Origin of the sequence: Tateyamaria omphalii (assembly GCF_019802125.1) — a bacterium.
GTDB lineage: Bacteria > Pseudomonadota > Alphaproteobacteria > Rhodobacterales > Rhodobacteraceae > Tateyamaria > Tateyamaria omphalii_B.
On the sequence record NZ_JAHVHT010000002.1, the window covers coordinates 18246 to 34279 of the forward strand.

At 61.8% G+C, this 16034-nt stretch carries 14 protein-coding genes; 6 read left to right on the forward strand and 8 right to left on the reverse strand.

Annotation, left to right across the window (positions count from 1 at the left end; all coding sequences use genetic code 11):
• Positions 1-50 precede the first annotated feature (50 nt).
• Together KUV51_RS09060 and KUV51_RS09065 are read right to left on the reverse strand one after the other, a co-directional pair.
• Positions 51-1325: an ABC transporter substrate-binding protein gene (locus KUV51_RS09060; protein WP_222521319.1), complete on the reverse strand. Its 1275-nt coding sequence runs from the start codon at positions 1323-1325 to the stop codon at positions 51-53.
• Positions 1326-1412: 87 nt separating this feature from the next.
• Positions 1413-2489: a branched-chain amino acid ABC transporter permease gene (locus tag KUV51_RS09065; protein ID WP_222521320.1), complete on the reverse strand. Its 1077-nt coding sequence runs from the start codon at positions 2487-2489 to the stop codon at positions 1413-1415.
• 126 nt (positions 2490-2615) lie between these two features.
• On the opposite strand from KUV51_RS09065, the gene KUV51_RS09070 reads away from it, so the two are divergent.
• Positions 2616-2945, forward strand: coding sequence for an SHOCT domain-containing protein (locus tag KUV51_RS09070; protein ID WP_222521321.1), 330 nt, complete (start codon positions 2616-2618; stop codon positions 2943-2945).
• A gap of 60 nt (positions 2946-3005) precedes the next feature.
• Here KUV51_RS09070 and KUV51_RS09075 read toward each other — a convergent pair whose 3' ends face one another.
• The 3 genes from KUV51_RS09075 to KUV51_RS09085 are packed head-to-tail and all read right to left on the reverse strand — an operon-like array spanning position 3006 to position 5400.
• Positions 3006-4037, reverse strand: coding sequence for a branched-chain amino acid ABC transporter permease (locus KUV51_RS09075; protein WP_222521322.1), 1032 nt, complete (start codon positions 4035-4037; stop codon positions 3006-3008).
• Between the two features lie 3 nt (positions 4038-4040).
• Complete coding sequence (locus KUV51_RS09080) at positions 4041-4589, reverse strand: hypothetical protein (protein WP_222521323.1); 549 nt, start codon at positions 4587-4589, stop codon at positions 4041-4043.
• The gene (locus KUV51_RS09085; protein WP_222521324.1) at positions 4582-5400 is read right to left on the reverse strand and encodes an ABC transporter ATP-binding protein; all 819 of its coding nucleotides are present in this window, start codon (positions 5398-5400) and stop codon (positions 4582-4584) included. The genes KUV51_RS09080 and KUV51_RS09085 overlap by 8 nt, the downstream gene beginning before the upstream one ends.
• Positions 5401-5482: 82 nt before the next feature.
• Here KUV51_RS09085 and KUV51_RS09090 point away from each other — a divergent pair, with 82 nt between their 5' ends.
• Positions 5483-5653 (forward strand): hypothetical protein, encoded by a 171-nt coding sequence (locus tag KUV51_RS09090; protein ID WP_222521325.1) that lies wholly within the window; start codon positions 5483-5485, stop codon positions 5651-5653.
• Positions 5654-5784: 131 nt separating this feature from the next.
• Here KUV51_RS09090 and KUV51_RS09095 read toward each other — a convergent pair whose 3' ends face one another.
• Positions 5785-7755 (reverse strand): AMP-binding protein, encoded by a 1971-nt coding sequence (locus KUV51_RS09095; protein ID WP_315898810.1) that lies wholly within the window; start codon positions 7753-7755, stop codon positions 5785-5787.
• A 186-nt stretch (positions 7756-7941) separates the two neighbouring features.
• On the opposite strand from KUV51_RS09095, the gene KUV51_RS09100 reads away from it, so the two are divergent.
• The 3 genes from KUV51_RS09100 to KUV51_RS09110 are packed head-to-tail and all read left to right on the forward strand — an operon-like array spanning position 7942 to position 10778.
• On the forward strand, positions 7942-9834 hold the full coding sequence (locus tag KUV51_RS09100) for a PAS-domain containing protein (RefSeq protein ID WP_222521327.1): 1893 nt from the start codon (positions 7942-7944) through the stop codon (positions 9832-9834).
• On the forward strand, positions 9831-10532 hold the full coding sequence (locus KUV51_RS09105) for a response regulator transcription factor (RefSeq protein ID WP_222521328.1): 702 nt from the start codon (positions 9831-9833) through the stop codon (positions 10530-10532). The genes KUV51_RS09100 and KUV51_RS09105 overlap by 4 nt, the downstream gene beginning before the upstream one ends.
• Before the next feature lie 27 nt (positions 10533-10559).
• Positions 10560-10778 (forward strand): WGR domain-containing protein, encoded by a 219-nt coding sequence (locus KUV51_RS09110; RefSeq protein ID WP_039685520.1) that lies wholly within the window; start codon positions 10560-10562, stop codon positions 10776-10778.
• Here KUV51_RS09110 and KUV51_RS09115 read toward each other — a convergent pair.
• Together KUV51_RS09115 and fdhF are read right to left on the reverse strand one after the other, a co-directional pair.
• The gene (locus KUV51_RS09115; RefSeq protein WP_222521329.1) at positions 10763-11965 is read right to left on the reverse strand and encodes a hydantoinase/carbamoylase family amidase; all 1203 of its coding nucleotides are present in this window, start codon (positions 11963-11965) and stop codon (positions 10763-10765) included. The two genes, KUV51_RS09110 and KUV51_RS09115, sit on opposite strands and share 16 nt — an antisense overlap.
• Before the next feature lie 102 nt (positions 11966-12067).
• A complete protein-coding gene (gene fdhF, locus KUV51_RS09120; protein WP_222521330.1) occupies positions 12068-14833 on the reverse strand; it encodes a formate dehydrogenase subunit alpha in 2766 nt (921 codons plus the stop codon).
• A gap of 254 nt (positions 14834-15087) precedes the next feature.
• Between fdhF and KUV51_RS09125 the strand changes: the two genes are divergently transcribed.
• Positions 15088-16026: an AbrB family transcriptional regulator gene (locus KUV51_RS09125; protein ID WP_222521331.1), complete on the forward strand. Its 939-nt coding sequence runs from the start codon at positions 15088-15090 to the stop codon at positions 16024-16026.
• Positions 16027-16034 lie beyond the last annotated feature (8 nt).

Genomic DNA, 16034 nt, shown 5'->3' on the forward strand with positions numbered 1-16034 from the left:
AAATATGCAAATCCCCGGCGGCAACAGGTGCTGCCGCCGGGTCGTGGGGCTTAGCAGCCCGCTTCGATGTTGTTCTCGCTGGCGTAGGACGCGCTGTCCTCGTCGATCAGCGGCTGGATCACTTCCATGTCCGTGGCCGAGAATTCAGAGATCAGTGACCATGTGCCCGCGGATGCGTCCCACTGCGTCATGCCGATCAGGCCGGGACCACCGTGGTTTTCACACGACACGTTGAAGGACGGACCAAAGCCCGGCAGACCCAGTTCGGTCATCTTGGCTTCGGTGATCTCCAACGCTTCCATACCGTCGCGCATCATGGCTGGCGTGATCTCGGCCGTGCCATGGATTTCCTGCGCGGTTTTGGCCGCCTCGGCCGCCAGCATCGCGGCATAAAGGCCACGGTTATAAAGCACCGTACCGATCTGGTCGCCGGCACCCGCGGCCTTGCCCGCATCCACGACATATTGCTGGATGTCATCAAAGACGGGGAAATCACTGCCCACGCCGTGGAATGTCAGCGCCTTGTAGCCGTTCGCCGCGTCACCCGCAGGCAACACGTCGTTTTCAGAACCGGACCACCAGATGCCGATGAAGTTCTCCATCGGATAGCGGATGTTGGCCGCTTCCTGGATCGCCACCTGATTCATCACGCCCCAGCCATACATGATGACATTGTCGGGACGCTCACGGCGGATTTGCAGCCACTGCGATTTCTGCTCCTGACCGGGGTGATCCACGGCCACCAGCATCAGCTCAAAGCCGTGCTTTTCCGACAGCTCTTCGAGCGTGCGGATCGGCTCCTTGCCATAGGCGGAGTTGTGGTAGACGAGCGCGATCTTCTTACCCGCGATGTCGCCCTGGCTCATCAGGTAGTTGATCGCTCCCGACGCGCCATTCCAGTAGTTGGCAGGGTAATTGAACGTGTGGCTGAACACTTGGCCGTTGGCGGCAGAGGTCCGGCCATAGCCCATGGTATGCATGGGAATGTTGTCCGCCGTGGTCTTGGGGATCAGCTGGTAGGTGATGCCCGTCGACAGCGGTTGATAGACAAGGCTGCCTTCACCCTTGGTCGACTCGTAGCATTCCACACCCTTCTCGGTGTTGTAGCCCGTCTCGCATTCCAGCACGCGGGTCGCGACCCCGCCGATGCCGCCGTCACGCTCGTTCAGCAGGGTGAAGTAGTCGGCATAGCCGTCAGCAAAGGGGATGCCCCCCGCCGCATATGGGCCAGTCCGGTAGCTCAGGCTTGGGAACACGAGGTCCGCCATCACCGGGCTTGCCGCCATCATGGCTGCGACGGCATAGGTGCCTAGTTTGTATTTCATCGGTATTTCCTCCCTAATGGTTATCCGATGCGAGCCATCCGGCCCATCCGTAGGGCGGGGTTCACCCCGCCATTGTTGGTGGCGTCCCTAGTGCGGGAACGGCCACAATCTCAGTTTCTCCTTGGCCACGCGCCACAGCTGCGCCAGCCCGTGCGGTTCAAGGATCAGGAACATGATGATCAGCCCGCCCACGATGACCAGTTGGAAATGCGCCACGATGTCAGTGGGCCACCCGAACATGTCCACGCCGACGATCTTGAGCACCACGGGCAAGACGACAAGGAACGCCGCCCCGGCAAAGGACCCGAAGATGGAGCCCAAACCGCCGATGATGATCATGAAGAGCACAAGGAACGATTTGGTGATGCCGAACACCTCACCCACCTCGACCGCACCCAGGTAGACGGCAAAGAACAGGGCGCCGGACACGCCCACAAAGAAGGACGACACGGCAAAGGCGGTCAGCTTGGCCTTCAGCGGGTTCACCCCAATGATCTCGGCCGCGATATCCATGTCACGGATCGCCATCCACTCACGCCCAATCGATCCGCGCGTCAGGTTGCGGGCAAGAATTGCAGCCCCCACAGTGAACACCAAACAGAACAGGTAGGTGGCCCACGCCTCTGTGTTCGGACCAGTCACTTCGATGCCGAACACCGTACGCTCCGGCGCGTTGATCTGGCCAGAAGCGGAGTAGTTGTAAAACCACGACACCTTGTTGAAGAGCCAGACGAGGAAGAACTGCGCCGCCAGCGTCGCCACGGCCAGATAGAACCCCTTGATCCGCAGGGACGGTAGGCCAAACAGCGTGCCCACCGCCGCCGTGATGCCTCCGGCGAGGATCACGTGAAAAAAGATGTTCACATCCGGAAAGGCCGTCATCAGCTTGTAGCAGGCATAAGCCCCTACAGCCATGAACCCGCCTGTCCCCAGCGAAACCTGCCCGCAATAGCCAGTCAGGATGTTCAACCCAATGGCCGCGATCGCGTAGATCAAAAACGGCAGAAAGATCGAATTGACCAGATAATCCGTCATGACAAAGGGCATGACCAACACGGCCACCGCCAGCACGACATAGTAGCGATACCGGTCGAACTTGATCGGGAAGGTCTGGCTATCCTGCGGATATGTGGTCGAAAAATCGCCCGCCTCACGATAGAACATTATGCCATTCCTCCTGCCCGGCGCATGGTGAACGCGCCCTTTACCATCATCCCGGTTTTCCGCGCTTTGCCACATTTCCCGCCCGTGCCCATGGCAGACTGGCCCTGGGTAAATGGAGTGGGATCTATGACCGCGATTCTGGACGACATCCGTCGTCTCGATGCCGCGCACGCGCGGGGTGAATTGAGTGCTGTCGATCTGGCAGCGGAAAAGGCCAAGCTGTTCGAGGCGATACCGGACGCCGACGATGTGTATGTCGCAACACCGGCACGCGAACCGCCGCGCCGGACACAGTCGCGCCTGGGGCAAACACTGCTGCTCTGCATCTTCGTTCTGACGCTCTGCGCGGGGGCCACGATGCTGCTGACCGGCGACCTCATGCTTGCGATGACACTGTCGGTCACGGTGCTGGCCGCGCTGACGGTCGCGCTGTTCCGGCAATTGGACGACGGGTAAGAAGGCGCAGGGCGGGTGGGTGTCGTGAGGCAAAGCCTCACGCAGTCACCCGACCAAAGATCACACACGCTCAATGATCTTCTCCCCAAACAGGCCCTGCGGGCGGAACACGAGGAAGATCAGCGCCAGCACATAAGCAAACCAGTTCTCGGTCGCGTTCATGGTGAAACCAAAGAGCGCGCCGGCGAGGTCACCTGAGGACATGAAGAACTCGAACAGCTTCTCGCCAACCCCGATGATCAGCCCGCCGACAATGGCGCCGGGGATTGAGGTAAAGCCGCCCAGCATCAGCACCGGCAACGCCTTGAGCGCGATCAACGACAGCGAGAACTGCACGCCGGACTTCGCACCCCACATGATGCCCGCGACGAGGGCCACAAAGCCCGCAACCGACCACACCAGGATCCAGATGTAGTTCAGCGACACACCGACCGACAAAGCGGCCTGGTGGTCATCCGCCACAGCCCGCATGGCCCGACCCTGCTTGGTATATTGCGAGAAGATCACCAACGCCGTCACCAGCAGAATCGCAATGATCGTCGCCGTAATGTCCAGATTGTCGATGAAGAACCCATAGCCAAACAGGTTGAACGTCGCCTCATCAATGGCAAGGTTGATGCCCTGCGGCAGACAGGTCCCCTCGGCCAGACACACATCCAGCTTCTTGATCTCGGACCCCCACATCAGGTCGGCCACACCTTCCAGCAGGTACGCCAACCCAATGGTCGCCATGAACAGGATGATCGGCTCCTGCCCCACGAGGTGACGGAAGATGAACCGCTGCACCATCCACGCCAGCAGGATCATCACCAACACGGTCAGGATGATGGCGATGATCGAATGCACCTCCCACCCGAAGTGGTGAATCTTGGTCCCGAAAACCGCGTTGATCAGATGGGCAAAGGGCACCTGCCCCGACTGAATACCCACCAGCGTCATCGCAGCAAACAATGCCATGACCCCCTGGGCAAAGTTGAAGATGCCCGACGCCTTGAAGATCAGGACGAAGCCAAGCGCCACAAGGGCATAGAGCACCCCGGCCATCAGACCGTTCAGGAACACCTCACTGGCATAGATCAGTTGATCCGACATCTCTTACCCCTTCCATCCCATGGAGCTGCAGAACGCAGCGGCGGCCGGTCCCGTCGTTGCCGCGAACACGACGCGGTCCCCGTCACCTGCATTGAACAGCAGGTAAATGTCGGGCGCGTCAGCGGTGCAGTTTGCATAGGCGCGCTGCGGCGGCGGAAACTTCAATTCAACCAGGCCGTTCGAGCGCAAACGCGCATCCGCCCCGATCCAACCCGTCGTGTTGAATTGCGGCCATTGCGGAGACTTCGGCCCCGATCCACTGCACGTCCATGTCCCCGGTGTGGTCGAGTTGCCGCGCGCATGATCGAAGCTGACGGCAAAGTCGAACCCGCCGCCGGACCCTTGCGGATAGACGACGGTCATCTTGATCCCGCCCTCATCCTCATCCACGTCAAGCGGCGCAACCTGCGAAGTCCAGACAGTGGTCGGTTGCGCCGCGATATACCGCGCGCATTCCCCAAGGCCCGCTTCGAACAGCGCCTGATCCTGCGCCTGCGCCAGTCCAGCCCAGGACATCGCGACAAGCGCCAATGACACCAACCGCTTAATCATGCGACACCCCAAGATAGGCGTCGATCACATCCTGATTGTTGCGCACCTCATCGGGCGATCCATCCCCGATCTTCTTTCCGTAGTCCATCACGACCACACGGTCCGACAGGTCCATGACCACGCCCATGTCGTGTTCGATCAAGGCAATCGTGGTCCCAAATTCGTCATTCACGTCGAGAATAAAGCGGCTCATGTCCTCCTTCTCCTCCACGTTCATGCCCGCCATCGGCTCGTCGAGGAGCAGAAGCGACGGCTCGGCGGCCAAAGCCCGCGCCAGCTCCACCCGTTTCTTCAACCCGTAGGGCAGGCGCGCCACCGGCGTCTTGCGGATCGCCTGAATCTCAAGAAAATCAATGATCCGCTCAGCCACTTCCCGGTTCGCGGTCTCTTCCGCTTCGGCCTTGCCCTTCCAGATCGCCTGCCCCCACAGACCGGTCTTCATATGTGTCAGCCGCCCGGTCATAACGTTGTCGAGCACGGTCATGCCCTCGAACAACGCAATGTTCTGAAACGTCCGCGCAATCCCCTGCCGCGCCACCTCAAAGGGTTTCATCGGCGGCCGCGGTGCACCCTTGTAGAACACCTGCCCCACCTGCGGGATGTAGAAGCCGGAGATGACGTTCAGCATCGAGGATTTGCCGGCACCGTTCGGACCGATGATCGCGCGGATCTCTCCTTCACGAATATCGAACGAGATGTCCTTGATCGCCTCGACCCCGCCAAAGCGCAGGGTGATGTTCTTCATCTCCATCACCACGCCGCCGATCTTGCGGCCATCGGCAGTGACGTATCCTTCGGCCTGATCAAGCATGAACTGCCTCCATCGCCCGCGGGATCAGCGGGATATTAACCATTTTATGCGCACCCTCGGACATCGCCTCGGAGGGCTTGCCATGTTTGACGCACTTGAACGCCGCTACCTGCTGAAACTCGCATTTGACTGCCGTCGAAAGGGGCTGAGCGCTGTCGAAACCCGCAAGATCATGCGCCGCAACATCGGCTACTTCACAGGCGACAACCGCCTGTCTTGCGCGGTCCGGCACGTGTTCGAGGACAAAGACTGACACCCTCTTCACTTTGCTAGGTAAACTCCCCCCGGAGGGCCGATCCGCCACAAGTCCCCCTCGCCAAACATGACGCGCCCTACGGGATGGCGGGCGGGGCGATGGCGCAGCCGAGCGTCGCACCGACATCCTCATTCCGCAGCCATCTTCTGCGCCACGGCGGACGTCACAGCCGACCGGATCTCCAACGTCGCCGAAATCGACCCCTTGCGCCCATCTTCATAGGTCACCTCGGTCACCGTCGACACCTCCGACGATCCATCATAGAGCGCCGTGATGATGTCTGCGTACTTCTCTTCAATGATCCGGCGGCGTACCTTCCGCGTGCGGGTCAACTCGCCATCGTCCGCATCCAGTTCCTTGTGCAGCACGACAAAGCGATGCACCTGGCAGCCCGACAACATCTCGTCCTCGGCCACCGACCGGTTCACCTCTTCCACGTGGTCCGTGATGGTCGCCAAAACCTGCGGATGCCCCGCCAGCTCTTGATATGACGCATAGGCAATGTTGTTTCGCTCGGCCCAGTTGCCCACCGCGGTCAGGTCAATATTGATGAATGCCGTACACTCATCCCGCCCATTGCCAAAGACCACGGCCTCCAGAATGTTCGGGAAAAACTTCAGCTTGTTCTCGACATATTTCGGCGCAAACAGCGCACCTGACGCCATCTGCCCCACATCCTTGGCCCGGTCGATGATGCGCAGATGCCCGGTGTCTTCTTCAATAAAGCCCGCGTCGCCCGTCGCGACCCAACCCTCGGCATCCTTGGTGTCAGCCGTGCTTTCCGCGTTCTTGTAGTACTCCACGAACACGCCAGGTGAGCGATAAAACACCTCGCCATTTGGCTCGATCTTCAGCTCCACACCGGGGCACTTCACTCCAACGGTATCGCTGCGCACCTCGCCATCGGGCTGCGCTGTGATAAACACGGTGGCCTCAGTCTGGCCGTAAAGCTGCTTCAGGTTGATGCCCAAAGACCGATAGAAATCAAAGATTTCCGGCCCAATCGCCTCACCCGCGGTATAGCCAACACGCACCCGCGAAAATCCAAGCGTGTTCTTCAACGGACCATAGACCATCAACTCGCCCAGCGAGTACTTCAGCCGATCTACAAGCCCTACAGATTTGCCATCCAGAATGGCGGGGCCAACCTTCCGCGCGTGATCCATGAAGTAATGGAACATCTTCTGCTTGAACGCGCCCGCATCCTCCATGCGGATCATCACGTTGGTCAGTTGCCCCTCAAACACGCGCGGTGGAGCGAAATAGTAAGTCGGCCCAATCTCACGCAGATCAACATGCATGGTGTCCGCGCTTTCCGGGCAATTCGTACAGAACCCCGACCACAACGCCTGCCCAACGGAAAAGATAAAATCGCCAACCCACGCCATCGGCAGATAGGCCAGGATGTCATCGCTCTGCCGCAACCCATCGAACTCCGACGACGACTTCGATGTCTCGATCACGTTGCGATTGGACAGCACCACACCTTTGGGCTTGCCCGTGGTACCCGACGTATACAGCATGACGCAGGTGCTATCGTAATCCAGCGCCGCAATCCGCCTCGCCATCTCCGGCGCCAACTCATCCCGCTTGGCCCGACCGGCATCCTGCACATGTGAATACTGATGCAGTTTCGAATGATCGTATTTCCGCAGACCGCGCGGATCGAGGTAGATCATCTGCTCAAAGCCGGGCAGCTGCGCCTGCACTTCGATGACCTTGTCCACCTGCTCCTGATCACCCGCGATCACAAAACGCGCGCCCGAATGATCAAGGGTATAGGCCATCTCTTCGGCGGCGGCGTCCTGATACAGCGGCACGGGGATCGCGCCCGCCATTTGCGCCGCCATCATCGACCAGTAGAGATAAGGCCGGTTGCGCCCGATCACGGCGATATGGTCGCCGGGCTGCACACCCAAATCAATCAGCCCAAGCGCCAGCGCTTCGACCTCTTCCAGCGTCTCGGCCCAGGTCCAGCTTTGCCAGATCCCGAATTCCTTCTCGCGATAGGCCGGGGCCGATCCAAATTCCTTGGCATTTCGATGTAGCAGCGCAGGAACGGACACCAGCCCGTTCGCGCCTTCAGGCGACTTGACCACGAATGTTCCTCCCGAGCACCCCCTCCCCGGGGCGCACATGATCGCTTTGACGATTCTTACACGTCTAAGGATGTCCGGTTCACGCTGCGCGTCAACTTTTTCCTGATGTTTTCCCAATCCTTACGAATTGTAACAGCCCACCAGCAGCCGTTGTGCGCGGCGCAAATCCAGTGCTAGCCATAGATCATGGCACAGGATCACACAGCCTCCCTAACGGCCTCTGGCCTCAACCTGATCGCGCAAGCGCTCACGATCTACGACCGCGACCTGCGCCTTGCCGTCTGCAATGCCCCTTTCCAGCAAATGTTCGATCTGCCCGACGCCCTGGTCACCCCCGGCTCGACCTTCCGCGAGACGATCACCCACCTCGCCAAGCGCGGCGAATACGGCCCCATCGACGATCTCGACACCTTCGTGCAGGAACGGGTCGACCAGGCCCTCGCGTTCGAGCCGCACTACATGGAACGCACCCGCGCCAACGGCCGCACCATTTCTGTCGAAGGGTCGCCGCTCCCCCAAGGCGGCTGGGTCACCGTCTACACCGACATCTCCCACACCAAGTCGCAAGAAGCGCTCCTGCGTGCCCGTGCCACCGAACTTAGCGACCAGGTCCTGCAGCACACCGAAGCGCTCAGCTCCACCAACCGCCAACTTGCCGCCACCGTCTCCGCCCTTGAGGAAGCCAAGCGCCAACTGACGGAAACCGAAGCACGCACCCGCCTCACGACCGAAATGATGCCCGCCCACATCGCCCATGTGGATGCCACTGGGCACTACACCTACTCCAACCGACGGCTCAGTACGGTCATCCCCAGCCGCCCCTCGGAAATCGTAGGCGAACATATCTCCGACGCGCTCGGCGCCTTTGCATACGGACGCATCGCCTCAAACCTCGCCCGCGCCTATCAGGGTGAGGCATCGGTGTTCGAATTCACTGACGAAGCCAGCGCCAGACGCATCCGTGTGGCCTTCACCCCCGAAGCCTCGGGCGGCGTCTACATCCTCTCCATGGACATCACCGAGGAAACGCAAGCCCGCGTCGCGCTGCAACAAAACCGCCGCCGCACGCTGGCGGCACAGATGACATCGGGCATGGCACACGACTTCTCAAACCTGCTGACCATCATCCTCGGCCTGCAATCCAAACTATCCCGTATGTACAACCTCCCCCAAGGCGCCAGCGACCTGATCGAAGGCACGCTTTCAGCCACAAGACGCGGCGGCGAGCTTCTCAACGCCATCGCCGACATGACCGCAGGCCGCGCCATGCGCCCTGCCGCCACGGACATCGAAACGCTGCTGGCAGACGTCACCACCATGGCACAATCGACCTTGCCACCGGGCCTCACCCTAAGCACCTTCACCACCGTCACTGGCCCCCACATGCTGGACCCGGGCCTGGTCAAGGACAGCCTCCTGAACCTCATCCTCAACGCCCGCGACGCCTGCGGCACGGCCGGAGAGATCACGCTCACTGCTCGTCCCGTCCACGACACCTGGCTCGAATTCATCGTCACCGACACCGGACCCGGTTTCTCGAACGAGGCGCTCGAACACGGATTCGATCCGTTTTTCACCACCAAAGGCAGCGAAGGCTCCGGCATGGGCCTGCCCATGGTCTACGACATGACCAAACGCGCAGGCGGCGATCTGAAACTCGGCAACGGCGACGTCGGCGCGCAAGTCCGCCTGCGCCTGCCCTTGCGCCCCGCCCCGCAACTCGCAGGCGCCCTCGTGCTGCTGGTCGAGGATGACCCCGACCTGCGCCAACACTACCGCGACCTCCTGATGGGCATGGGCCACGCCGTGATCGAAGCCGCAGGCGTGGATGAGGCCATAGCCCTCACCGCCGACCTGCCCGACATCGGCCTCGTGTTGTCGGACATCAACCTCGGCTCCGGCACCCGCACTGGCATTGACCTCGCCACCCAATTGAACGGCAGCCTGCCCGTGATCCTGATGACCTCGCTCCTGCCCAGTGACCCGACCTTCCACACGGCAAGCCGCACCGCTCCTGTCCTGCGCAAACCGTTCGAAGCCTCGGACCTCGCCGCTCTTCTGCAGGCAGACGCCGCATGACCCAGCCCCTTGTCACCATCCTCGACGACGAACCGGCGATCCGCACGATCCTCGCCGATGCGCTGGAAGAGGCCGGGTTTCGCACCCTCTCCTTCTCCCGCGCCTCCGCCTTCGAAGCGGCGCTGAAAACCCACAAACCCGACGTATGCCTCGTTGACCTCGGCCTGCCCGACACCGACGGTCTGACGCTGGTTCACAAACTCGCCCTCGAACAAGGCGCTGCAGTCATCATCATCTCGGGCCGCGCACAGGTACAGGACCGCGTAACGGGCCTAGAACTCGGCGCCGACGACTACATCATCAAACCCTTCGACCCGGCCGAGGTCGTCGCGCGCATCCGCGTCCGCCTGCGCACCCCCAAAGCCACAACGCAAACCGGCCAGATCGCCAATTTCAACGGCTGGACCGCCTCCTTCGACAGCTACACGCTGACCGATGACCAAGGCAGCGAAACCCCGTTTTCCCATGCCGAAGGCGAAGTGCTCCGCCTCTTCCTCGACGCGCCCAAACGGCTCATCAGCCGCGCCCAGATGCAGGAAATGCTGGGCGGCGGCGCGGGTGACAGCTTTGACCGCGCCATGGATGTCCGCATCAGCCGCCTGCGCACCAAGCTGCGCGAAGACCCCAAGAACCCCCGCCTGATCAAAACGATCTACGGCGCCGGTTACATCTTTCTGGGCGATGTGCAGTGGACATGAGGATTCAACCCGTGGCAGAATCACCCCATGGTCGAAGCGCTCCTCTACCGTTCTGACGACGCCCGGTTCTACCGTGTCGAAATCACGTTCAACCTTTTCGCCGAAGCATCGGTAGTGATCGAATGGGGCGTCAAAGGGGGCAAACCCTGCCGCCGCATCACCTGCCACAGCGACCTGCGCGCGGCCTCCACCGCCGCCGACCGCTACCGGCAACGCGCGCTCAGACGGGGCTACGCCAAAGCCTGAAGCCCCGCGGCATGGGCCAGCACTCGCAGGCCCGCCACGAGATCGGCCTCATCCGTATCTTCCTCAAAGGCATGACTGATCCCGCCGATGGACGGCACAAACAGCATCGCCACAGGCATCACCCGCGCCACATTGGTCGCATCATGCAACGCCCCTGACGGCATGCGCCGCCACTTCCCCGGTGCCACGGCCTCCGCCCCCGCCTCCAAACGCGCGCGCAGATCAGCATCCATCGCCACAGGCTCCAACCCCAACAAAGGCCCCTTTTCAACACCAAGATCCATTTCGTCAGCCACCTCGGCCAAGGTCTCCTCGATCACCGCCTCCATCCGCGCCAGCCGATTTGCATCTCCATCCCGCCACTGCATGGAAAACCGCACCTGCCCCGGCACGATGGACGACGCATTCGGTGCCACAGTCACATGCCCAATGGTCCAGACCGATGACGGCGTGACCACATTCCGCAACCGCTCATTCAACCGGCTGGAAAAAGCCACAAGCCCCTGAAACGCATCCCGCCGCAGCGCCATAGCTGTGGTGCCAGCATGGTTCTGCTGCCCGGTCAGCGTGATGACCCTATCCCGAATACCAACAATATCCGTTACAACGCCAATCTGCTCACCAGCGGCATCCAAGGTCGCCCCCTGCTCGATGTGCAACTCGACAAACCCGGTGAACCGCCCCGGATCAACAGGTGCCCCAATGCGATCCCCGACAACCCGACGCGCATCGCCCAGCGCCACACCCTCATGGTCCACCAACGCATCCGCCTCGGCCAAAGACAGCCCGCCAGTCCACACATTCGAGCCGGTGGTCACGCCATACCGGCCCTCTTCATCCTGAAAGGATACCACCGAAATCGCCGGATCACCATTTTCCACACTGGCCCGCGCAACCTCCAAAGCGGCCACAACGCCCAGCGCCCCATCCAGCCACCCGCCCTGCGGCTGACTGTCCGAATGCGACCCCAAAAGCAGCGAAGGCCCCTCCGCCAACCCAAACAGGTTCCCCGTCGCATCAAAGCGCGGCTCAAGCCCAGCCTCAGCCATCCGCGACGCCAACCAATCCCGCGCCGCCATGTCCGCCTCGGAATACGCAGGCCGCACCACGCCCTTGCCCACACCCGACGCCCCAAAGGAACGCAGCACATGCAAATCCGCCAAAAACCGCTCAGAATTCAACGCCAACGCAATCCCCTTCTTCTGACCAGAAATACCACGGGGAGCTCGAGGGGCAGCGCCCCTCGTCAGCAAAAATAGATCGCGCGCGCCGTCAGGCGCACATCTGGATCACTCCGCCGCCGCGGCCCCTTCAACGGCCTCGACGCGTACGGCAGAAAACTTGAACTCCGGAATCTTGCCGTATGGATCCACCGCCGGATTCGTCAGAATATTCGCCGCCGCCTCCACATAGGCAAAGGGCAGGAACACCATATCCGGCGACACCGCCCGATCCTCTCGCGCCATGATCTCGATCGACCCGCGCTTGGTGGTCAAACGCACCGTATCCCCCGGCACCGCACCCAGCTTCCGCAGGGTCGACGGATGCAAGGAACAATTCGCCTCCGGCTCCACCGCATCCAGCACGGTCGCACGCCGGGTCATCGACCCGGTATGCCAATGCTCCAACTGCCGCCCTGTCGTGAGGATCATTGGATACTCCACATCCGGCACATCATCCGGCGCAATCACGGCAGCCGGGGTAAAGCGCGCCCGTCCATCCGGGCGCGGAAACCCATCACCAAACACAATCGCCTGCCCCGGATCTTCCGGGCTCAGCGACGGATAGGTGACAGCATTCTGCCCCTCCAGCCGCTCCCAGGTGATGTTATCGAGCGACTTCATGTTCAGCTTCATCTCGGCAAACACATCCGCCGGGCTTTCATAGGTCCACCCGAGGCCCAACCGTTTCGCCAGTTCCACCTCGATCCACCAGTCTTCCTTGGCCTCACCGGGTGGCGGCACCGCAGGGCGACCCATCTGCACCTGACGGTTCGTGTTGGTCACGGTGCCCGTCTTCTCGGCAAAGGCACTCGCGGGCAGGATCACATCCGCATAATTCGCTGTCTCGGTGATAAAGATGTCCTGCACCACCAGATGATCCAGCTTGGCCAGCGCATCGCGCGCATGCTCCACATCGGGGTCCGACATCGCCGGGTTCTCCCCCAGAATGTACATCGCCTTGATCTGATCCGCGTGCACCGCATCCATGATCTCGGTCACGGTCAGACCTTTCTCGTTGGAGAAGTCACCAGACCCCCAAACGTCCGTGAACGCCGAGCGCACGCCATCATCCGTCACCGTCTGATAATCCGGCAGGAACATCGGGATCAGACCCGCGTCGCTGGCCCCCTGCACATTGTTCTGCCCCCGCAGCGGGTGCAGGCCAGCACCGGGCCGCCCCACTTGCCCTGTCATCAAGGCCAGCGAAATCAAACAGCGCGAATTGTCGGTCCCATGAATGTGTTGCGACACACCCATGCCCCAAAAGATCATCGCCGACTTCGCGCCAGCAAAGGTCCGCGCCACATCGCGCAACACATCCGCCTCGATCCCGCAAATCTCCGCCATCTTCTCGGGCGCAAAGCCCGCAAGGTGGTCCTTCTCCGCCTCCCAATTCTCGGTATAGGCGTCGATATACTGCTGGTCATACAGACCCTCTTCCACGATCACATGCATGATCGCGTTCAGCATCGACACATCGGCACCGGGCCGGAACTGCAGCATGTGGCTGGCAAAGCGTTTCAGCGCCTGCCCACGCGGATCCATGACAATCAGCTTCCCGCCACGCTTGGTGAACTGCTTGAAATAAGTGGCGGCAACCGGGTGGTTCTCGATCGGGTTACATCCAATCGCAATCGCCACATCCGCATTCTCGATCTCGTTGAAGGTCGCGGTCACAGCCCCCGACCCCACATTCTCCATCAACGCAGCAACAGAACTCGCATGGCACAACCGCGTACAGTGGTCGACGTTGTTGTGGCCAAAGCCCTGCCGGATCATCTTCTGAAACAGATAGGCTTCCTCGTTGGTACACTTGGCCGACCCGAAACCAGCAACCTCACGGCCCCTGCCCTTCAACCCGTTCGCCGCAAAATCCAGCGCCTCCTCCCAGGAGGCTTCGCGGAAATGCGTCGACCAATCGCCGGGGTCCACGTTCAACCCCTTGGCGGGCGCATCCTCCCGCCGGATCAGCGGCTTGGTCAGACGGTGATCGTGATGGATGTAGTCAAAGCCAAAGCGCCCCTTCACACAGAGCCGCCCCTCGTTGGCAGGCCCATTGATGCCCTCGACATATTTGACCTTGCCGTCCTTCACCTTCAGCGACACCTGACAGCCCACACCACAGAACGGGCAAATGCTCTCGACCTCACTGTCGTAATCCTTGCTGTCGCCCACCTGCGCGTCATCAACGACCGTGGACGGCATCAAAGCGCCAGTCGGACAGGCCTGCACACACTCGCCACAGGCAACACAGGTACTCTCGCCCATCGGGTCCGCAAAATCGAAGGTCGGATAAGCATCATGCCCCCGCCCCGCCATGCCGATCACATCATTGACCTGCACCTCGCGGCAGGCGCGCACGCACAACCCGCACTGAATGCAGGCATCCAGGTTCACCGACATCGCCACATGGGAATCGTCCAGCAGCGGAATCCGCCCCTCTTCCAGCTTCGGAAAGCGGCTCTCGGACACACCGTTCATCTCGGCCATGTCCCAAAGATGGGCGGACTTGTCATGCGCCACATCGCGCTCGGGTTGATCCGCGACCAGCATCTCAACGACCATCTTGCGCGCAGACTCGGCGCGCGCAGAATTTGTGGTCACAACCATGCCCTCGGACGGCTCGCGAATGCAGGACGCGGCCAAAACCCGCTCACCTTCAATCTCGACCATACAGGCGCGGCAGTTTCCGTCGGGGCGGTACCCCGGTGCAGGCTTGTGGCACAGATGCGGGATCACCAGACCACGACCATGGGCCACTTCCCAGATGGTCATGCCCGCCTCGGCTTGCACTTCCTGTCCATCCAGCGTGAACGTCACCTTGTCAGACATGCGCCAAATCTCCCTGTTCTGCCATAGATATAGGAGAGCGCGCACAATCCCGTGACTCCCAATCCCGACACCGCACCCCGGTTTTGCGCCATGTAGGTTTCCGATCCGCAACCATTGCTCACCCCCGGCAACAAGGATAGCCAAAGGGCATGCTCGCACGTCCCTCCCCCGACAGCCTCCGCATCACAGCCCAAACCCTCATCGTCGGCGCGATTGGCGCCGGGATCGCCGAAGCCATCGGCGCCCCCATCGCGGTGCTTACAGGCCCCGCACTGGTGGTCAGCCTCGCCGCCCTGGCAGGGCTGCGCACAGGCATCGACGACACGGTGCGCAACCTCGTCTTCCTGCTGGTGGGCGTCTCCATCGGCAGCGGCGTCGACAGCAACGCAACAGAGGCCATGCTGCGCTGGCCCCTCGCCTTCGCCGCCCTCGGGCTGATGCTCTGGGCCACGCTCTGGCTCTGCGGCAGGCTCCTGCACCACGGCTTCGGCCTCGACAAACGCAGCGCCTACCTCGCCGCGACACCCGGCCATCTCAGCTTCGTCGTGGGGCTCTCAACCGGCCTCAACCTCGACACCACACGCATCGTCGTGATCCAGTCCGTCCGGCTCCTCGCGCTCACCCTCACCGTCCCCGCCATCGCACTGGCCTTCGGCTTCGAACTCACAGGCCAGGTCCTGCCCCCCGGCCCTCCGATGGCGTGGACCCACCTCGGCCTCCTCCTCATCGCAGGCCTCGCCCTCGGCTACGCACTGGACAAGATCGGTCTGCCCGCGCCGCTCCTGATCGGTGGCATGGTCGCGTCCGCCCTCGGTCACGCGACCGAGGTCACACCGGGGGTCATGCACCCCTGGCTCAGCTACGCCGGGCTGATGACCGTCGGCACCCTGATCGGCGCACGGTTCAACGGCATCACCCGCCGCGCCCTTGCCCAATCGCTTCTGGCAGGGCTCACCGTCACCACACTCACGGTCCTGATGGCCCTCGCCGCCGCGATCCCGGTCGCCTACACACTCGGCTTCGACCCCACCCACGTCCTGATCGCCTTCGCCCCCGGAGGCTTGGAGACCATGATCGCAATGGGCGTCGTCCTCGGCGCAAACCCCGGCTTCGTCGCGGCTGCCCACGTCTCCCGCCTCCTCTTCCTGACAATCCTCCTCCCCGCCTTCGTCGGCCGCCTCCAACGCGCCTGATCCACCCT